This is a genomic window from Streptomyces sp. NPDC126499, assembly GCF_040302485.1.
Classification (GTDB): Bacteria; Actinomycetota; Actinomycetes; order Streptomycetales; family Streptomycetaceae; genus Streptomyces.
Genome location: NZ_JBEOUO010000006.1, coordinates 86,893 through 106,082, shown reverse-complemented (window position 1 = coordinate 106,082; position 19,190 = coordinate 86,893). Strand labels below are relative to the sequence as shown.

Here is a 19,190-nt window from a genome sequence, read left to right as displayed (position 1 = left end):
TGTCGTGGCCGGTCGGCCGGGGACGATGAGGTGGGGTAACCATGAACGCGCCGTACGACGGTGACCGCGGCCAAGGCGCGGACGGCACCGCGCCGTCCGGTGGAACGCCCGCGGCCCCCGCGCCCGGCCACGCGCCGGTGCCGCCGCCTCAGCAGGGCGCCCCGGACCCGTACGCACCGGACCCGCAGAACCCGTACGCCCAGGACCCCTACGTCCAGGACGCCTACAGCCACGACCCCTACCAGGCGCGGGACCTCTCCGCCCAGGACCCGGTGACCGAGGCGCTGTACGACCGCGCCGCCCACCCGCCGCCGCCACCGGGCACCTACGCCGATCCGCAGTCGCTCTACCAGCAGCCCGCCGTGCCCCCGCACGCGCCGGACCCCCGGGTCTGGGCCCAGACTCCCGCTCCCGAGCCCGACGGACCCTCGCGCCACCTGCCGTACGGCGACGACGCCCGCACGGTCCAGTTCACCGGTGTCGACGACCTGGTGACCCGCGCGGGGGAGGAGGAGCCCGAGCCCGACGCCTTCGCGCACCTGTACCGGGACCAGCAGGCGTCCGGCCAGGTGCCCCCGCCGTCCCCGGAGCCGAACCCCATGCCCGCGCCCGCCCCGAAGAAGGCCGGCCGTGCCTCCGGGCTGCTCAAGTCGAGCGCCGTGATGGCGGCCGGCACCCTCGTCTCCCGCCTGACCGGCTTCGTCCGCAGCCTGGTGATCACGGGTGCCCTCGGCGCCGCACTGCTCGGTGACACCTTCACCGTCGCCTACACCCTGCCGACGATGATCTACATCCTCACCGTCGGCGGCGGCCTCAACTCGGTCTTCGTACCGCAGCTGGTCCGGTCGATGAAGAACGACGCGGACGGCGGCGAGGCCTACGCCAACCGCCTGCTCACCCTCGTCATGGTCGCGCTCGGCGCGATCGTGGCCATCGCCGTGTTCGCGGCCCCGCTGTTGATCCAGCTGATGTCCCACACCATCGCCGACGACGCGGCGGCCAACGGCGTCGCCGTCACCTTCGCCCGCTACTGCCTGCCCACGATCTTCTTCATGGGTGTGCACGTGGTGATGGGTCAGATCCTCAACGCCCGCGGCAAGTTCGGCGCGATGATGTGGACCCCGGTCCTCAACAACATCGTCATGATCGCCACGTTCGGCCTCTTCATCTGGGTCTACGGCACCTCCGCCGAGTCCCACATGGGCGTCCAGACCATCCCCGACGAGGGCATCCGCCTGCTCGGCATCGGCACCCTGCTGGGCCTGGCCGTCCAGGCCCTGGCGATGATCCCGTACCTGCGCGAGACCGGCTTCCGCTTCCGCCCCCGCTTCGACTGGAAGGGCCACGGGCTCGGCAAGACCGTCAAGTTGGCCAAGTGGACCGTGCTCTTCGTCCTCGCCAACCAGGCCGGCGTCCTGGTCGTCACGCAGCTCGCCACCGCGGCCGGCGCGGAGTCCGGCAGGAACGGCGCCGGCTTCCTCGCGTACTCCAACGCCCAGCTGATCTGGGGCATGCCGCAGGCCATCATCACCGTCTCGGTCATGGCCGCGCTGCTGCCGCGGATCTCCCGCGCCGCGTCCGACGACGACCCGGGTGCCGTCCGTGACGACATCTCCCAGGGCCTGCGCAACTCGGCCGTGGCCATCGTCCCGGTCTCGTTCGCCTTCCTGGCACTCGGCGTCCCGATGTGCACCCTGCTCTACGCCTCCAGCGGCGTCGAGGCCGCCCGCGGGATGGGCTTCATCCTCATGGCCTTCGGCCTCGGCCTGATCCCCTACTCCGTCCAGTACGTCGTCCTGCGCGGCTTCTACGCCTACGAGGACACCCGGACGCCCTTCTACAACACCGTCATCGTCGCCGCCGTCAACGCGGCGGCCTCGGCCGTCTGTTACTTCGTGCTGCCCGCCCAGTGGGCCGTCGTCGGCATGGCCGCCTCCTACGGTCTCGCCTACGCCGTCGGTGTCGGCGTCGCCTGGCGCCGCCTGCGCAACCGGCTCGGCGGCGACCTCGACGGCGCCCATGTGATGCGCACCTACGCCCGCCTGTGCCTGGCGTCGCTGCCGGCCGCGATCGTCGCCGGAGCAGCCGGTTTCGGCCTCCTGAAGGTGCTCGGCGAGGGCGCCCTCGGTTCGCTCGTCGCCCTGTCCGTCGGCCTGGTGGTCCTGTTCGGCGTCTTCTTCGTCGCGGCCCGGCGCATGCGGATCGCGGAGCTCAACTCCATGGTCGGCATGGTCCGCGGGCGGCTCGGACGCTAGCCGCGACACGGGCGGGCGGGGTTCGCACAACCATCGCCCGCCGACGCGTGTCGTGCATAGCGCCGGACTGTGGGCACAATTGGCATGGCTGTTGGATGTGGCGCAACGGATGGGGAGGCAGGAACGACGGTGGCGGAACGTAGCACGGCTGCCGTCGACGTGGCCGACAACAGCGGCGAAGACCCGCTGACCGCCAAGGCGGACACGGCCGCGACCGACGGGGTGGCGGAAGCGCAGAAAAGGGCGGGCACGTCCGCCGAGGCCACGGAGGACAAGGCGGTCGAACGACAGAGCGGCGAACAGCCCTCCATCACGGCACCGGAACTGCACAGCGGCCACAAGCTGGCGAGGCGCTACCGGCTGGAGGAGTGCGTCACCCGTCTGGACGGATTCAGCAGCTGGCGTGCCGTGGACGAGAAACTGCGCCGGGCCGTGGGCGTGCACATCCTGCCCGCCGACCACAGCCGGGCCCGCTCCGTGCTCGCCGCGGCGCGCTCCGCGGCGCTCCTGGGCGACCCCCGGTTCGTCCAGGTCCTCGACGCCGTCGAGGAGAACGACCTCGTCTACGTCGTCCACGAGTGGCTTCCCGACTCCACCGAGCTGACCGCGCTGCTCGCGGCCGGCCCGATGGAACCCCACGACGCCTACCAGCTCGTCAGCCAGGTCTCCCAGGCGATGGCCGCCGCCCACCGCGAGGGCCTCTCCCACCTCCGGCTCACCCCCAGCGCCGTCCTGCGCAGCTCCACCGGCCAGTACCGCATCCGTGGCCTCGCCGTGAACGCCGCCCTGCGCGGCATCAGCGTCGAACGCCCGCAGCGCACGGACACCGAGGCCATCGGCGCCCTGCTGTACGCGGCACTCACCCAGCGCTGGCCGTACGAGAACGACGCGTACGGCCTCACCGGCCTCCCCAAGGGCGTCGGGCTGCTCGCCCCGGACCAGGTGCGGGCGGGCGTCCACCGCGGCCTGTCGGAGATCGCCATGCGGGCCCTGGCGAACGACGGGGCAACCGCCTCTCGCCAGGAGCCTCCCTGCACCACCCCGGACGAGCTGGCCAAGGCCGTCGCGGCGATGCCCCGCATCCGCCCGCCGGAGCCCGAGTTCCCCCTTCCCCCGCCCCCCGAGTACCAGCGCACCACCTACCAGCAGGGCACCTACGGCCGCCCCCAGCCGCGTCCGGCCGTGACCCAGCCCGTGGTGATCCCGCCGCCTCCGCTGCAGAGCCGTACCGGCAAGGCGCTCAAGTGGGCCGTCTCGGCCCTCCTGATCGCCGCCCTGGGTCTGGGCAGCTGGCAGATCGCGGACCGGCTCCTGGACCAGAACAACGGAGCCGAGCCCCAGCAGACCACGCAGGAGCCGAAGAACGAGGACCAGAACGAGCCGGCGGCGACCGGCAAGCCCGTCGCCATCGTCGACGCGCACGACTTTGACCCGCTCGGCGACGGCGCGGAGAACGCCGACCAGATAAAGAACGCCTACGACGGCGACCCGGGCACCACGTGGAAGACCATGCGGTACGACGGGTACTCGAAGTTCGGCAACCTCAAGGAAGGCGTCGGCATCGTCCTCGACCTCGGCACGGTCCAGCAGGTCGCCAAGGTCGAGGTCACCTTCCAGGGTCCGACCTCGGTCCAGCTGCGCACGGCTCCGGAGAACGCCTCCTCCTATCCCGGACAGCCCGGTGGCTACGCCATACAGGCCGCCGGATCCGGCAGTCAGGTGACCCTCCAGCCCGCCAAGCCGTCGAAGACGCGCTACGTTCTCGTCTGGCTGACCGACCTGCCGAACGGCGGTGGCGGTTACCGGGGCGAGATCTCGGACATCAAGATCACCGGCTGACGCCGCACCCGCGGGGAGGGGCTCACCGTTGGACGACGCCGAACGCGACGAGCGCAGCGACCAGGAACTGCTGGCCTGCCATGTGGCGGGCGACCCGCACGCCTTCGGTGAGCTCGTACGCCGTCACCGCGACCGCCTGTGGGCGGTGGCCCTGCGGACGCTCGGAGACCGCGAGGAGGCCGCTGACGCCGTCCAGGACGCCCTCGTGTCGGCCTTCCGGGCCGCCCACACCTTCCGCGGGCAGTCGGCCGTCACGACCTGGCTGCACCGCATCACGGTGAACGCCTGTCTCGACCGGGCGCGCAAGACCGCCTCGCGCCGGACCTCGCCCGTGGACGACACCGCCCGGTTCGAGCAGCTCCTCGAACCGCACGAGTCGGCCGAGGCCCCGGCCGAGCGCCAGGACCTCCACCGTGAGCTCCTGGCCGCCCTCGCGACGCTCCCCACGGAGCAGCGTGCGGCGCTCGTCCTCGTCGACATGCAGGGATACCCGGTCGCCGAGGCCGCTCGTATCCTCGATGTACCCACCGGAACGGTGAAGAGCCGCTGTGCACGCGGACGGGCCAAGCTGCTGCCGATGCTCACTCATCTGCGCGCCGACACGATGGGTAACGAAGGGCTCGACCGGGGAAGGAACCGGACGCCGGGGGCATCCGTCCCACCGGTACCGGGACCGACGGATACCGGACCGGGCAATCCAGCTGCTGTGAAGGGCGGAGGTGGGCGCGCGTGACTTCCACGGCCGACACGGCTCAGCACCCGGACGTCTCGGAGATCTCCGACCTCACCGAAGGGCTGCTCTCGCCCTCCCGCTCCGCCGCTGTGCGCCGGCACCTCGACGGCTGTCCCCTCTGTGCCGATGTACGGACCTCCCTCGAGGAGATCCGGGGTCTCCTTGGCACGCTCCCCGGGCCGCCCCGGATGCCCGCGGAGATCGCCGGACGCATCGATGCCGCTCTCGCCGCCGAAGCCCTCCTGAACGCCACCGCGCCGGCGCCCGACGCCGACGCCGACGTCCATGTTTCACGTGAAACATCGCGCAGCCGGACTCCCGCCCTGCCGGTCGCCGCCCGGCCCGCAGGGCACGCCCCGGCGGCCACCGGCCCGGGCCGCTCCCGCAGGTCCCGCCGCCGGATCGCGGCCGTCGGCGCGGCCTTCGGCGCCGCTGCCCTGGGCCTGAGCCTCTTCTTCGTCCAGTCCGGGACTCTGACCTCCGGCGGCGCCGACACCTCCGGCCACACCACGTCGGATACCGCCGCCACGGGCGCGGCTCACTTCGACGGCGCGCCGGTCGAGTCCTCGGTGCGGGCCCTGCTCCAGCAGCACGGCACCTTCAAGGCCCCCGAGGACCGCAACGCGCCGGCCGAGTCGTTCTCCGCCGAAGGCGGAGCCGCGGACAAGCGAACCCTGCCGACGGCCCTGCCCGAGTGCGTCAAGGCCGGTACCGGGCGCACCGAACCGGTCATCGCCTTCCAGCAGGGCGACTACCAGGGCACACTCGCCTATCTCGTCCTCCTGCCCGACACCACGGACGGCTCCAGGGTGCAGGCCTATGTGCTCGACGCCTCCTGCGCCTCCGGCGCCGGGAACGGCACGGCCGAGGTACTCCTCCGGGAATCCGTCCCCCGCTCCTGACCTCTTCGCCACGCCGGGCGGCGGTCTCGGGAATGCACGCCCCTTAGGATCGGTTGGGTGGGGTGACAGTGACCGATCCGACCGCCCCCGTAGGCAGTAGGCAGTCTGCAGAGACGAGGAACACACCCGTGAGCGACGTCCGTAACGTGATCATCATCGGCTCCGGGCCTGCGGGTTACACCGCTGCGCTCTACACGGCCCGCGCGTCGCTGAAGCCGCTCGTCTTCGAAGGGGCCGTCACCGCCGGTGGCGCCCTGATGAACACGACCGAGGTGGAGAACTTCCCCGGCTTCCGTGACGGCATCATGGGCCCGGACCTCATGGACAACATGCGTGCCCAGGCGGAGCGCTTCGGCGCCGAGCTCGTTCCGGACGACATCGTCGCCGTGGACCTCACCGGTGAGATCAAGACCGTCACGGACACCGCCGGTACCGTGTACCGCGCCAAGGCCGTCATCGTCACCACGGGCTCCCAGCACCGCAAGCTCGGCCTGCCGAACGAGGACGTGCTCTCCGGCCGCGGTGTCTCCTGGTGCGCCACGTGCGACGGCTTCTTCTTCAAGGAGCACGACATCGCCGTCGTCGGCGGCGGCGACACCGCGATGGAGGAGGCCACCTTCCTCTCGCGCTTCGCCAAGTCGGTCACCATCGTCCACCGCCGTGACTCGCTGCGCGCCTCCAAGGCGATGCAGGAGCGCGCCTTCGCCGACCCGAAGATCAAGTTCGCCTGGGACAGCGAGGTCGCCGAGATCCACGGCGAGCAGAAGCTCACCGGTCTGACCCTGCGCAACACCAAGACCGGCGAGACCAGTGAGCTGCCGGTGACCGGTCTCTTCATCGCCGTGGGCCACGACCCGCGCACCGAGCTCTTCAAGGGCCAGCTGGAGCTGGACGAGGAGGGCTACCTGAAGGTCGACGCCCCCTCGACCCGTACCAACATCCCGGGTGTCTTCGCCGCCGGTGACGTCGTCGACCACACCTACCGCCAGGCGATCACCGCGGCCGGCACCGGCTGCTCCGCCGCCCTCGACGCCGAGCGCTTCCTCGCCGCCCTCACCGACAGCGAGCAGCTCGCCGAGACCCCTGCGGTCTGATCCTTACGCTGCCCCACCCCACACCCCATCCATGAAGGAGGCCGCCGTGGCCGGCGCCACTATCACTGTTACCGACGCTGACTTCGAGGAGAAGGTCCTCAAGAGCGACAAGCCCGTCCTCGTGGACTTCTGGGCCGAGTGGTGCGGCCCGTGCCGCATGATCGCTCCGTCGCTCGAGGCCATCGCCTCCGAGCACGACGAGATCATCGTCGCGAAGCTCAACATCGACCAGAACCCGGCCACGGCCGCCAAGTACGGCGTCATGTCCATCCCGACGCTGAACGTCTACAAGGACGGCGACGTCGCCAAGACGATCGTCGGCGCGAAGCCGAAGGCGGCCATCGAGCGCGACCTGGCCGACTTCCTCACGTCCAAGGCCTGACGCTCTCGCTGTTTCACGTGAAACAGCAGCGGCCCGCCCCCTTCCGAGGGGGCGGGCCGCTGTCGTCCGTCCGATCGCTGTCATCGGTCAGAGGGGCCGCAGCACCGGTTCCTTCTGCACCGCACCGAGAAGCCTGTCGAGGGCCATCTCGACGTCCTCCTTCCACGAGAGCGTCGTCCTCAGCTCCAGTCGCAGTCTCGGGAAGGTCGGATGGGGCCGCACGGTCTTGAAGCCCACGGCCGTCAGATGGTCGGCCGGCAGCACACAGGCCGGCTCCTTCCAGCGGGCGTCACCGAAGGCCTCGATCGCCTTGAATCCCCGCCTCAGCAGATCCTTCGCCACCGTCTGCACCATCGTCCGCCCGAGTCCCTGCCCCTGATACCCGGGCATGATCCACGCCGTCATCAACTGCACGGCATCCGCGGCGACCGGGCTGGTGGGAAAGGCGGTGGAGCGCGGCACATACGCCGGCGGCGCGTACAGCACGAACCCGACGGGAACCTCGTCGACGTAGACCACCCGGCCGCAGGAACCCCATTCAAGGAGCACGGCGGAGATCCAGGCCTCCTTCTCCAGCTCCGGGCGGCCCGCCTTGACGGCGGCCTCTCCGCTCACCGGGTCGAGTTCCCAGAAGACACAGGAACGACATCGCTTGGGGAGATCCGGAAGGTTGTCCAGCGTGAGCGGTACGAGCCGACGCCCCACGGCTGCTCCTCGCTTCCCTCGGCCATCGCTGTACGAATACGCCTCACAGAATCGTAACGACGAGTGGATCAGGGCGATACCGCAGACAGGCAAAGGGCGGGGCGTGTCCCGGCAAGTGCCGGAACACGCCCCGCCCGGGGACGAAACAGCAGGCTCAGTCCTCGGAGCCCTGCTCGGGGTGATCCTCGGAGGCCCCCTGATCCAGGACCCGTCCCTCGCCCGGCGCCAGCGTCGCCAGGATCCGCTCCAGATCCTCCATCGAGGCGAACTCGACGGTGATCTTGCCCTTCTTCTGGCCCAGGTCGACCTTCACCCGGGTCTCGAAGCGGTCCGAGAGCCGGGTCGCCAGCTCCCGCAGAGCCGGGGAGACCCGGGTACCCGCGCGGGGCCCCTTGGGCTTGACCGGCGACGAGGGCTCCGAGCCCATGACCGCGACGATCTCCTCCACGGCACGGACCGAGAGGCCCTCGGCGACGATCCGGTAGGCCAGCTTGTCCTGCGTCTCCGGGTCGTCCACGGAGAGCAGCGCCCGGGCGTGGCCGGCCGAGAGGACTCCGGCGGCGACCCGGCGCTGCACGGGCGGGGAGAGCCGCAGCAGACGCAGCGTGTTGGAGACCTGGGGACGCGAGCGTCCGATCCGGTCGGCCAGCTGGTCATGGGTGCAGTTGAAGTCCTTGAGGAGCTGGTCGTAGGCGGCTGCCTCTTCCAGCGGGTTCAGCTGCGCCCGGTGCAGGTTCTCCAGCAGGGCGTCGAGCAGCAGCTTGTCGTCCTCGGTGGCCCGGACGATCGCCGGGATCCGCTCCAGGCCGGCCTCGCGGCAGGCCCGCCAACGGCGCTCGCCCATGATGAGCTCGTAGCGCTCGGGGCCCAGCTGACGGACGACGACCGGCTGGAGCAGACCGACCTCCTTGATGGAGGTGACCAGCTCGGCCAGGGCGTCCTCGTCGAAGACCTCGCGCGGCTGGCGCGGATTCGGGGTGATGGAGTCCAGCGGCAGCTCGGCGAAGTGCGCCCCGGCGGGGGACTCCGAAACCGGGGGCTCGGCCTCGGCCGTCGGCACGACGGAGTCCGGGGACTGCGGGCTCGCCGGGAGAGCCGCCAGCTTCGCCGCCGCCACGCCTCGGTCGGAACCGAGCGCCGGAATGGCGCCGGGGGAGGTCGTGGCGGGAGCGGATCCCACCCCGACGGCCTGCACCTGTCGTTCCTGGGGAGCAGCGGGGATCAGCGCACCGAGCCCACGCCCCAGCCCCCTACGTCGCTCGCTCACTGGATCCCCTCCGACATTCGCTGGCTGTTCTGGTGGCCCGGGAGCGGGTGTCCCCCATGGGCCTGGGTGGCGTCATAGTGGAGATCGACACCGCGCAGGGCGATCTCACGCGCCGCTTCGAGATACGACAGGGCGCCACTGGAGCCCGGGTCGTAGGTGAGGACGGTCTGTCCGTAGCTCGGGGCCTCCGAAATACGCACGGACCGCGGGATGCTGGTCTTCAGGACCTCCTCGCCGAAGTGGCTGCGCACCTCTTCGGCGACCTGCGAGGCAAGCCTCGTACGACCGTCGTACATGGTGAGGAGGATCGTCGAGACGTGCAAAGCGGGGTTGAGGTGCCCGCGGACCAGGTCGACGTTCCGCAGCAGCTGACCGAGACCCTCCAGCGCGTAGTACTCGCACTGGATGGGGATCAGCACCTCGGCCCCCGCCACGAGGGCGTTGACCGTCAGCAGGCCGAGGGAGGGCGGGCAGTCGATCAGGATGTAGTCGAGCGGCTGCTCGTACGCCTGAATCGCTCGCTGCAGCCGGCTCTCCCGCGCCACCAGGGACACCAGCTCGATCTCCGCACCGGCGAGATCGATCGTGGCGGGGGCACAGAAGAGTCCCTCCACATCCCGGACGGGCTGGACGACCTCGGAAAGCGGCCTGCTCTCCACGAGAACGTCGTAGATCGAGGGCACCTCGGCATGGTGATCGATGCCAAGGGCCGTCGAGGCATTGCCCTGCGGGTCGAGGTCGATGACCAGGACGCGGGCACCGTGGAGAGCGAGGGAGGCGGCAAGGTTGACCGTCGTGGTCGTCTTGCCCACGCCGCCCTTCTGGTTGGCGACCACCATCACGCGGGTCTGCGCGGGCCGGGGAAGTCCCTCACCAGCGCGGCCCAGGGCCTCCACGGCCAGCTGGGCCGCACGACCGATGGGGGTGTCGTCCATCGGAGGCGGTGTTTCACGTGAAACATCCGCCCCTACCGATTCGGTTCGGGGACCGGGGACCGGATCGGTCATCGGTCCCGCGATGTTGGCGTCGGACCGCAAGGATTCACTCTCCTCGGCTTCAGGCTCGCGATGCACAGAGCCTGCCATGCTTTCGGGGTCGTGAACCAGCGAGGCCCGTGGTTCTGTGGATGAATCCACCTCTGTGGACAACCCCTTAACCCTCACGGGGGGTTTCGCTGGAGGCTTGCGGTCCCAGGGCGTGCCAGCCGCGCGGCCGCGGCTGATGATCCCCTGCAGCAGTGAGCGACGTTTCACGTGAAACACGATGCACGCGCCGCAGGGTCGGGACCCCTCGACACTCCGAAATCTGTACGTATCGCAGCTTGTACGGATCAGCGGGTACGGATCGGGAAGGGCTCAGCGGCGTCGTCGGGGCCGGCTGGTCCGGGCCGCCTTGGCGCGCTTGGCGGCGAACCTCACACCGCCGGGGCTCTCGCCGACCTCGACCCGGACGACCGTGGTCAGCGGATCGACCACCCCCTCGCCCACGTGCAGCACCGACGCCTCCACCACACCGAGCTTGGAGAGCGCGGCACGGGCGCCGACGATCTCCTCCTCCGCGGTGTCGCCCTTGAGCGCGAGCATCTCGCCGTAGGGACGGAGCAGCGGGACACCCCAGCCGGCCAGTCGGTCGAGCGGCGCCACGGCCCGCGCGGTGACGACGTGCACCGACGGCAGCTTGCCCAGCATCTCCTCGGCGCGGCCACGGACCACGGTCACATGGTCGAGTCCGAGCAGTTCGACGGCCTCCTGGAGGAAGGTCGTACGACGGAGCAGGGGCTCCAGGAGCGTGATCTTCAGATCGCGGCGGACCAGGGCCAGCGGGATGCCGGGCAGACCGGCACCGGAGCCGACGTCGCAGACGGTGACGCCCTCCGGGACGACCTCGGAGAGCACGGCGCAGTTCAACAGGTGCCGCTCCCACAGCCGGGGAACCTCACGGGGGCCGATGAGGCCCCGCTTGACCCCTGCGTCCGCCAGGAGCTCCGCATACCGGACCGCCTCGGGGAAGTACTCGCCGAAGACCGTCCGCGCCTGCTCCGGCGCCTGGGGAAGCTCCGCTGCCTCCGTCACGGGGAACCGTCCTTCCGTACCGCACGCGTACCGCGCGAGCGCACTGTGGTGGCTGACTATCAGGCTGACAAAGTTCGGCCCCGCCTGCGAACAGACGGGGCCGACTCTACGAGAGGGATCAGGCAGGGAGCACGACGACGAAGCGCTGCGGCTCCTCGCCCTCGGACTCGCTGCGCAGACCTGCGGCGGCGACCGCGTCGTGCACGACCTTCCGCTCGAACGGGGTCATCGGGTCCAGCTTGACCGGCTTGCCGGAGGACTTGACCTCGTCCGCGGCCTTGGCGCCCAGCTGGGCCAGCTCGGTCCGCTTCTGGGCCCGGAAGCCCGCGATGTCGAGCATCAGCCGGCTGCGGTCACCGGTCTCGCGGTGCACGGCGAGCCGGGTCAGCTCCTGAAGGGCCTCCAGCACCTCTCCGTCGCGGCCGACGAGCTTCTGCAGGTCGCGGCTGCCGGAGTCGCTGATGATCGAGACCGACGCCCGGTCCGCCTCGACGTCCATGTCGATGTCACCGTCGAGGTCGGCGATGTCGAGCAGGCCCTCGAGGTAGTCGGCCGCGATCTCACCCTCCTGCTCCAGGCGGGTCAGGGTGTCGCCACCCTCGGCGGCGGAGGTGGTGCCTTCCGTCACGGATGGACTCCTTCTTGCTTCGTGGAGGCTTACTTCTTGGAGGAGGGGTGCTTGGGCCGCTGCTGGCCCTTGCGCTGGCCGGACTTGCCCTGACGGGCGCCACCGGAGTTGGCCCGGCTCGGCCGCGCCGGCTTGTCGGTCGCGTCCTGGGCGCCGGGCTTGGCGCCCTTCGCCTGCGGCTTCGTGTCCTTCTCCAGCGACGGAGCCGGCTTGTCCCCGGCCGTGGCCTCGGCGGTCGAGGCCGCGTCCTCGGCCTCCTTGGCCTGCTGGGCGGCCGCGGCCTGGCGCTGGGCCTTGGTCTGGCGCTTGGGCTGCTGGCGCCGGGTGCCGGCGCCGCCCTCCGCCTCGGCGGAGACGGTGTCGCTCTTGATCACGGTGCCGTCGGGCTGGGCGGCGAAGCCGGCCTTGGCCAGGCCCGCGAAGAAGCGGCGCTCGTTCTCGTTGCGGTCCGAACCCTTGGCGACGATGGCCTTGACGACCCGCTTGCGGCCACGGCCGCGGACCTCACCGTGGTGGGTGACGCTCTTGAGCAGGCGCTGGAGGTAGGCGTCCTGGGCCTTGCTGCCCGGCGTCGGGTTCTGGTTGATCACGTACATCTGCTGGCCCATGGTCCACACGTTGGTGGTCAGCCAGTAGACGAGGACACCGACGGGGAAGTTGATGCCCATGACGGCGAAGATCACCGGGAAGATGTACATGAGCATCTTCTGCTGCTGCATGTACGGGGTCTTCACCGTGAGGTCGACGTTCTTCATCATCAGCTGGCGCTGGGTGAAGAACTGCGAGGCCGACATCAGGATGATCATGACCGCGGTGACGATGCGGACGTCGGTCAGCGAGGCGCTGAGGGCCTCGACCTTCTCGGGGCTGTCCGTGAACTTGGCCGCGATGGGGGCGCCGAAGATGTGCGCCTCACGCGCGCTGTCGACGAGCTGCTGGTTCAGCGCGCCGATCCGCTCACCCTCGGCGATCTTGCTGAGCACGTGGTACAGCGCGAAGAAGAACGGCGACTGCGCCAGGATGGGAAGGCACGAGGAGAGCGGGTTGGTGCCCGTCTCCTTGTACAGCTTCATCATCTCTTCGGACTGACGCTGCTTGTCGCTCTTGTAGCGCTCCTGGATCGCCTTCATCTTCGGCTGGAGCGCCTGCATGTTCCGGGTCGCCTTGATCTGCTTCACGAAGAGCGGGATCAGGCAGATGCGGATCAGCACCACGAGGGACACGATCGACAGGCCCCAGGCCCAGCCCGTGTCAGGACCGAAGATCGCCCCGTACAACTTGTGGAACTGGACGATCACCCATGAGACGGGCGTGGTGATGAACGCGAACAGACTGGCAATCGTGTCCACTAATCAGGCTCCTTGAGCATTGGGCGAGGTCTCTGCGGCCGGGCTCGTCTCGGCGGAGATCCCGCCCTTGTCACCGCGCAGCGCGTTCCTGAGCATCTCGTGCCAGCGCGGCCGCTTGCGCGCGGGAACGTGGTCCACGCCGCCCGGCGACCACGGATTGCACCGCAGGATGCGCCAGGCGGTCAGGGCCGTGCCCTTGATCGCGCCATGCCGGTCGATGGCCGTGAATCCGTAGTGGGAACACGACGGGTAGTACCGGCAGACAGGACCCAGGAGAGGGCTGATCGTCCACTGGTACAACTTGATGAGAGCCAGCAGCGGGTACTTCATCGCGTGCCCCCTCCCAGCAACCGCTGGAGAGCGGCGTCCAGGTCTCGGGCCAGCTGGGCGTGGTCGGCGTCACCGGCTCCGGGCAACGCCCGTACGACCACCAGGCTACCGGGGGGCAGCTCGGTGAGCCGCTCGCGCATGAGATGGCGCAGACGACGCTTCACCTGGTTGCGGACGACCGCGCCGCCTACGGCCTTGCTCACGACGAAACCCGCACGCGTCGGGGGAGCGCTCTCCCCAGGCGCGTGCGGGTCCGTTGCACCGCTGCGTAGATGGACGACGAGGAGCGGGCGTCCGGCCCGGCGTCCTCGGCGTACCGCGGTCGCGAAGTCCTCGCGCCGCCTCAGCCGATTCTCGGTAGGCAGCACGTCATGACCTGTACGCGGATCAGGCGGACAGGCGGGCGCGACCCTTGCCACGACGGGCGGCCAGGATGGCGCGACCGGCACGGGTACGCATGCGCAGGCGGAAGCCGTGGGTCTTCGCGCGACGACGGTTGTTCGGCTGGAAGGTGCGCTTGCTCACTCGGGGGCTCCAGAAATGATTCGGGTGGTGGCGGGACATCGCCTGGCTGTCACCGTGCGCCCACGAGTAGCTCGCAATACGCCCGAGTGCACCGCTTCGCGATCACCTAAGGTGATCTTTGCCCATCGGAGGCAGGCGGCAGCAGCCATCGACAACTCGACCTGGTTACGGTACGCGCGGCTACGCCATCCGGTCAAACCGACCTGTCGTCACCCCCCATTGTGCACAGGCTGTGGACAACAACTTGAACCACGTCAGCCGCCACGACTACCGTGGCTGGACTCCGCAATCTTTTCCGTTCTGTCCTTACCTGTCCTTACGGACTTCGACCCACCGTCCCGAGAACCACACATTCGTGGGACCTGCGAGGAAGCGTGCCCCGTGGCTGACGTACCTGCCGATCTTGCCGCAGTGTGGCCGCGCGTGCTGGAACAGCTCCTCGGCGAAGGCCAGGGCATCGAGCCCAAGGACAAGCAGTGGATCGAGCGCTGCCAGCCACTCGCACTGGTGGCCGACACCGCGCTGCTCGCGGTGCCCAACGAGTACGGCAAGCAGGTCCTCGAAGGCCGTCTCGCCCCGCTGATCAGCGAGGCCCTCAGCCGCGCCTGCGGCCGGCCGATCCGGATCGCGATCACCGTCGACGACTCCGTCGGCGAGCCGACCCCGCCGGCGCCCCAGAGCCGGCCCGCCCAGCAGCCGTACGGGAAGTACGACGGCTACGACAAGCCGTACGAGAAGTACGACGACTACGGGCGGCCGATGCCGGACGACGGTCTGCCGACCGCGCGCCCCGCCTACCCCGAGTACCAGCAGCAGCGCCCCGACCCGGGTGTCTGGCCGCGCGCCCAGGAGGAGATCACCTGGCAGCAGCAGCGGCTCGGCGGCTTCCAGGACCGGGATCCGTACGCGACGGCCCGCCCGCAGCAGCCCCAGCAGCCGCGGTACGACGAGCGTTCTCCGTACGAGCAGCAGCGCCCCGACCGGGCGGAGCTTTCCGAGCCGGAGGGCTCCGGCGGCCCCGGCCACGGTGGTCCGGGTCACGGCGGACCCGGTCACGGCGGGCCGGGCGGCGGCCACGGGCCCCGTCCGGGAGTCGGCGGCGCGCCGGGCATGGGCGGCTCCTCGTCCGGGCAGGGCGCCGGGTCCGGCGCCCCCGGCGAGCAGCACGCGCGGCTGAACCCCCGCTACCTCTTCGACACCTTCGTCATCGGTTCCTCGAACCGCTTCGCGCACGCCGCCGCCGTCGCGGTGGCCGAGGCGCCGGCGAAGGCGTACAACCCCCTCTTCATCTACGGGGAGTCGGGGCTCGGCAAGACCCACCTGTTGCACGCCATCGGGCACTACGCGCGGAGCCTCTACCCGGGCACGCGGGTGCGGTACGTGAGCTCGGAGGAGTTCACCAACGAGTTCATCAACTCCATCCGCGACGGCAAGGGCGACGCCTTCCGCAAGCGCTACCGCGACGTGGACATCCTGCTGGTCGACGACATCCAGTTCCTCGCGAGCAAGGAGTCGACGCAGGAGGAGTTCTTCCACACCTTCAACACGCTCCACAACGCCAACAAGCAGATCGTGCTGTCCTCGGACCGGCCGCCCCGGCAGCTGGTGACCCTGGAGGACCGGCTCCGCAACCGCTTCGAGTGGGGTCTGACCACCGATGTGCAGCCGCCCGAGCTGGAGACGCGCATCGCGATCCTCCGTAAGAAGGCGGTCCAGGAGCAGCTCAACGCCCCGCCGGAGGTGCTGGAGTTCATCGCCTCCCGGATCTCGCGGAACATCCGTGAGCTGGAGGGCGCGCTGATCCGGGTCACCGCCTTCGCGAGCCTCAACCGGCAGCCGGTGGACCTCGGGCTCACCGAGATCGTCCTCAAGGACCTCATCCCGGGCGGCGAGGACTCGGCTCCGGAGATCACCGCCGGCGCGATCATGGCGTCGACGGCGGACTACTTCGGTCTGACGGTGGAGGACCTGTGCGGCTCCTCGCGCAGCCGCGTCCTCGTCACGGCCCGGCAGATCGCCATGTACCTGTGCCGGGAGCTGACGGACCTGTCGCTGCCGAAGATCGGCGCGCAGTTCGGCGGCCGCGACCACACGACCGTGATGCACGCGGACCGCAAGATCCGCGCGCTGATGGCCGAGCGGCGCTCCATCTACAACCAGGTCACCGAGCTGACCAACCGCATCAAGAACGGCTGAGGAAGCCGTCCACGACCCTCGAAGGGCGCTCCGGGACACCTCCCGGGGCGCCCTTCGGCGTTCCCGGCCCACGGCACCCGTCTGGCGACTGTTCGATTACTCCGTTCCGGTGGCGGGTTCTCCACAGATTGGGGGATGATCTCCCGTCCACAGGGTGGGGACTGTGAAGTTATCCGGATCGCGTCCACAGGCTGCCCTGGTCACAGGCCATCCAGCCAGGTCAGAGGGGTGTGGAATTGTTGGCAACCGATCTCCACAGGCTGTGGACAAAACTTTCGTCCACAGGGACCCCTCGCGGTTGTCCACGGGCAACCCACAGGCTGGGGGTGGTTGCCCACAGCTTCTCCACACCGCTGTCCACTGTTCGGCAACAAAACACCCCGCCTCACCGGGCCGAGTGAAAGCGGTCACACCAAGGGAGACGTTTGGGCTGTGGGGAACCGGGGGAAAGCTGGGGACAGCACTGGGGAGAACTCCCCATGGCCTGTGAATCGGGTGTGCAGAACTTTGGTGTGTCCACAGAGCACCCCGGTTGTCCACCGGTGTCACCCACAGGGCCGGTGGACAAAAAACTGGGTCTGACCTGCGTGGATGGCGTTATCCACGGTTTCCACAGGCCCTACTACTACTCCCACTCATAGTTAGCCCGGAATCCGCTTTGAAGTGGGACCTGTGCACAACTCGGCGCCGGAGCCTCGGCGAGCTCTTGTCGCGACTTGACCCCGAGCCGCACCGAGTGTCGGCGGCGTACGTCAGACTGGTTCCCGCAGTCGACGAAGAGCCAGCAACAAGCAGGAGGCGGTTCCGGTGAAGATCCGGGTGGAGCGCGATGTACTCGCGGAGGCGGTGGCCTGGGTGGCCCGCAGCCTTCCGGCCCGTCCGCCGGCGCCCGTACTCGCGGGCCTTCTGCTGAAGGCCGAGGACGGCGCGCTGAGCTTCTCCAGCTTCGACTACGAGGTCTCGGCCCGGGTCTCTGTCGAGGCCGAGGTGGAGGAGGACGGCACGGTCCTGGTCTCCGGCCGCCTGCTCGCCGATATCTGCCGCGCCCTGCCCAACCGCCCGGTGGAGATCTCCACGGACGGTGTGCGGGCGACCGTGGTCTGCGGCACCTCCCGCTTCACCCTCCACACCCTGCCCGTGGAGGAGTACCCGGCGCTGCCGGAGATGCCCACCGCGACCGGCACCGTCCCCGGCGAGGTCTTCGCGGCCGCCGCCGCCCAGGTGGCCATCGCCGCCGGCCGTGACGACACGCTGCCCGTCCTCACCGGTGTGCGCATCGAGATCGAGGGCGACACGGTCACCCTGGCCTCCACCGACCGCTACCGCTTCGCCGTCCGCGAGTTCCTGTGGAAGCCGGAGTCGCCGGACGCCTCCGCCGTCGCCCTGGTGCCCGCCAAGACGCTCCTGGACACGGCCAAGGCCCTGACCAGCGGCGACACCGTCACCCTGGCGCTCTCCGGCTCCGGCAAGGGCGAGGGCCTGATCGGCTTCGAGGGCGCCGGCCGCCGCACCACCACCCGGCTGCTCGAAGGCGACCTGCCGAAGTACCGGACGCTCTTCCCCACCGAGTTCAACTCGATCGCGGTGATCGAGACCGCCCCGTTCGTCGAGGCCGTCAAGCGTGTGGCCCTGGTCGCCGAGCGCAACACCCCGGTCCGGCTCAGCTTCGAGCAGGGCGTCCTCATCCTGGAGGCCGGCTCCAGCGACGACGCACAGGCTGTGGAGCGCGTCGACGCGCAGCTGGAGGGCGACGACATCTCGATCGCCTTCAACCCGACCTTCCTCCTGGACGGCCTGAGCGCGATCGACTCCCCGGTCGCCCAGCTCTCCTTCACGACCTCCACCAAGCCCGCCCTCCTGAGCGGCCGGCCGGCGGTCGACGCGGAGGCCGACGAGGCCTACAAGTACCTGATCATGCCGGTACGCCTGAGCGGCTGACCCCACAGGTGTGCACCGGGGTCCGGGCGTAGGCTCGGACCCGGGTAAACCGCACACGACGCTTAAGGAATCTCTGATGGAGCTCGGTCTCGTCGGTCTCGGCAAGATGGGCGGCAACATGCGCGAGCGCATCCGCCGCGCAGGCCACACCGTCATCGGATACGACCGCAACCCGGACCTCGCCGACGTCCACAGCCTCGAAGAGCTTGTGGGCAAGCTCAAGGGCCCGCGCGTCGTGTGGGTGATGGTCCCGGCCGGTGCCGCCACCCAGTCCACCATCGACGAGCTGGCGCAGCTGCTCTCGCCCGGCGACGTCGTGGTGGACGGCGGCAACTCCCGCTGGACCGACGACGAGAAGCACGCCGAGGAGCTCGCCGCCAAGGGCATCGGCTTCGTCGACTGTGGTGTCTCCGGCGGCGTCTGGGGCCTGGAGAACGGCTACGCGCTGATGTACGGCGGCGACGCCGAGAACGTGGCGAAGGTCCAGCCGATCTTCGACGCCCTCAAGCCCGAGGGTCCCTACGGCTCGGTCCACGCGGGCAAGGTCGGCGCCGGCCACTTCGCGAAGATGGTCCACAACGGCATCGAGTACGCGATGATGCAGGCCTACGCCGAGGGCTGGGAGCTCCTGGAGAAGGTCGACTCCGTCACCGACGTCCGCGAGGTCTTCCGCTCCTGGCAGGAAGGCACCGTCATCCGCTCCTGGCTGCTCGACCTCGCGGTCAACGCCCTCGACGAGGACGAGCACCTGGAGAAGCTGCGCGGCTACGCGGAGGACTCCGGCGAGGGCCGGTGGACCGTCGAGGCCGCCATCGACAACGCCGTACCGCTGCCGGCGATCACCGCGTCGCTGTTCGCGCGGTTCGCGTCGCGTCAGGACGACTCGCCGCAGATGAAGATGATCGCCGCGCTGCGCAACCAGTTCGGCGGTCACGCGGTCGAGACGAAGAAGTAATCCACAGGCTGTGCACCCGG

General features: G+C 69.8%; 18 protein-coding genes. 9 read left to right on the top strand and 9 right to left on the bottom strand.

Translation table 11 applies throughout. From position 1 onward, the window contains the following. Window positions 1-41: 41 nt before the first annotated feature. The 6 genes from murJ (at window position 42) to trxA (ending at window position 7,205) form a co-directional block, all read left to right on the top strand. Window positions 42-2,255 carry a murein biosynthesis integral membrane protein MurJ gene (gene murJ / locus ABTZ91_RS10765; protein WP_352076799.1) on the top strand — a complete coding sequence of 738 codons (2,214 nt, stop codon included), beginning with the start codon at window positions 42-44 and terminating at the stop codon, window positions 2,253-2,255. A 129-nt stretch (window positions 2,256-2,384) separates the two neighbouring features. Next, window positions 2,385-4,094, top strand: coding sequence for a protein kinase family protein (locus ABTZ91_RS10760; protein ID WP_352076798.1), 1,710 nt, complete (start codon window positions 2,385-2,387; stop codon window positions 4,092-4,094). Between the two features lie 28 nt (window positions 4,095-4,122). Then, window positions 4,123-4,827, top strand: a complete 705-nt coding sequence (gene sigM / locus ABTZ91_RS10755; protein WP_352076797.1) for an RNA polymerase sigma factor SigM — start codon at window positions 4,123-4,125, stop codon at window positions 4,825-4,827. Further along, complete coding sequence (locus tag ABTZ91_RS10750) at window positions 4,824-5,729, top strand: anti-sigma factor (RefSeq protein WP_352076796.1); 906 nt, start codon at window positions 4,824-4,826, stop codon at window positions 5,727-5,729. The genes sigM and ABTZ91_RS10750 overlap by 4 nt, the downstream gene beginning before the upstream one ends. Window positions 5,730-5,857: 128 nt before the next feature. Beyond that, on the top strand, window positions 5,858-6,823 hold the full coding sequence (gene trxB / locus ABTZ91_RS10745; protein WP_352076795.1) for a thioredoxin-disulfide reductase: 966 nt from the start codon (window positions 5,858-5,860) through the stop codon (window positions 6,821-6,823). Window positions 6,824-6,869: 46 nt separating this feature from the next. Continuing rightward, window positions 6,870-7,205, top strand: coding sequence for a thioredoxin (trxA, locus tag ABTZ91_RS10740; protein ID WP_352076794.1), 336 nt, complete (start codon window positions 6,870-6,872; stop codon window positions 7,203-7,205). An 87-nt stretch (window positions 7,206-7,292) separates the two neighbouring features. Here trxA and ABTZ91_RS10735 read toward each other — a convergent pair whose 3' ends face one another. From ABTZ91_RS10735 to rpmH, 9 genes are all read right to left on the bottom strand, one after another. Next, a complete protein-coding gene (locus tag ABTZ91_RS10735) occupies window positions 7,293-7,910 on the bottom strand; it encodes a GNAT family N-acetyltransferase (RefSeq protein WP_345486892.1) in 618 nt (205 codons plus the stop codon). Window positions 7,911-8,064: 154 nt separating this feature from the next. After that, entirely contained in the window at window positions 8,065-9,177 is a 1,113-nt protein-coding gene (locus ABTZ91_RS10730) for a ParB/RepB/Spo0J family partition protein (protein ID WP_352076793.1), read from the bottom strand. Then, window positions 9,174-10,262 carry a ParA family protein gene (locus ABTZ91_RS10725; RefSeq protein ID WP_352076792.1) on the bottom strand — a complete coding sequence of 363 codons (1,089 nt, stop codon included), beginning with the start codon at window positions 10,260-10,262 and terminating at the stop codon, window positions 9,174-9,176. Before ABTZ91_RS10725 ends, ABTZ91_RS10730 begins: the two co-directional genes overlap by 4 nt. Before the next feature lie 270 nt (window positions 10,263-10,532). Beyond that, the gene (gene rsmG / locus ABTZ91_RS10720) at window positions 10,533-11,249 is read right to left on the bottom strand and encodes a 16S rRNA (guanine(527)-N(7))-methyltransferase RsmG (protein WP_352076791.1); all 717 of its coding nucleotides are present in this window, start codon (window positions 11,247-11,249) and stop codon (window positions 10,533-10,535) included. 118 nt (window positions 11,250-11,367) lie between these two features. Next, window positions 11,368-11,877: a R3H domain-containing nucleic acid-binding protein gene (locus tag ABTZ91_RS10715; protein ID WP_352076790.1), complete on the bottom strand. Its 510-nt coding sequence runs from the start codon at window positions 11,875-11,877 to the stop codon at window positions 11,368-11,370. A gap of 29 nt (window positions 11,878-11,906) precedes the next feature. Next, a complete protein-coding gene (gene yidC / locus ABTZ91_RS10710) occupies window positions 11,907-13,226 on the bottom strand; it encodes a membrane protein insertase YidC (protein WP_352076789.1) in 1,320 nt (439 codons plus the stop codon). A gap of 3 nt (window positions 13,227-13,229) precedes the next feature. After that, the gene (gene yidD / locus ABTZ91_RS10705; RefSeq protein WP_352076788.1) at window positions 13,230-13,556 is read right to left on the bottom strand and encodes a membrane protein insertion efficiency factor YidD; all 327 of its coding nucleotides are present in this window, start codon (window positions 13,554-13,556) and stop codon (window positions 13,230-13,232) included. After that, window positions 13,553-13,924 carry a ribonuclease P protein component gene (gene rnpA, locus ABTZ91_RS10700; RefSeq protein ID WP_352076787.1) on the bottom strand — a complete coding sequence of 124 codons (372 nt, stop codon included), beginning with the start codon at window positions 13,922-13,924 and terminating at the stop codon, window positions 13,553-13,555. The genes yidD and rnpA overlap by 4 nt, the downstream gene beginning before the upstream one ends. A 19-nt stretch (window positions 13,925-13,943) precedes the next feature. After that, window positions 13,944-14,081 (bottom strand): 50S ribosomal protein L34, encoded by a 138-nt coding sequence (gene rpmH / locus ABTZ91_RS10695; protein ID WP_125638610.1) that lies wholly within the window; start codon window positions 14,079-14,081, stop codon window positions 13,944-13,946. Between the two features lie 381 nt (window positions 14,082-14,462). Between rpmH and dnaA the strand changes: the two genes are divergently transcribed. The 3 genes from dnaA to gnd all read left to right on the top strand — a co-directional run bounded on the left by dnaA (window position 14,463) and on the right by gnd (window position 19,170). After that, a complete protein-coding gene (dnaA, locus tag ABTZ91_RS10690; RefSeq protein WP_352076786.1) occupies window positions 14,463-16,277 on the top strand; it encodes a chromosomal replication initiator protein DnaA in 1,815 nt (604 codons plus the stop codon). 807 nt (window positions 16,278-17,084) lie between these two features. Further along, window positions 17,085-18,215: a DNA polymerase III subunit beta gene (dnaN, locus tag ABTZ91_RS10685; RefSeq protein ID WP_345486901.1), complete on the top strand. Its 1,131-nt coding sequence runs from the start codon at window positions 17,085-17,087 to the stop codon at window positions 18,213-18,215. Window positions 18,216-18,291: 76 nt separating this feature from the next. After that, window positions 18,292-19,170: a phosphogluconate dehydrogenase (NAD(+)-dependent, decarboxylating) gene (gene gnd, locus ABTZ91_RS10680; protein WP_352076785.1), complete on the top strand. Its 879-nt coding sequence runs from the start codon at window positions 18,292-18,294 to the stop codon at window positions 19,168-19,170. The last annotated feature ends 20 nt before the right edge of the window (window positions 19,171-19,190 follow it).

Coding starts and splice junctions, on each gene's coding strand:
- murJ (WP_352076799.1), top strand. CDS start 42: ATGAACGCGCCGTACGACGGTGACCGCGGCCAAGGCGCGGACGGCACC.
- ABTZ91_RS10725 (WP_352076792.1), bottom strand. CDS start 10,262: ATGGCAGGCTCTGTGCATCGCGAGCCTGAAGCCGAGGAGAGTGAATCC.
- yidD (WP_352076788.1), bottom strand. CDS start 13,556: ATGAAGTACCCGCTGCTGGCTCTCATCAAGTTGTACCAGTGGACGATC.
- gnd (WP_352076785.1), top strand. CDS start 18,292: ATGGAGCTCGGTCTCGTCGGTCTCGGCAAGATGGGCGGCAACATGCGC.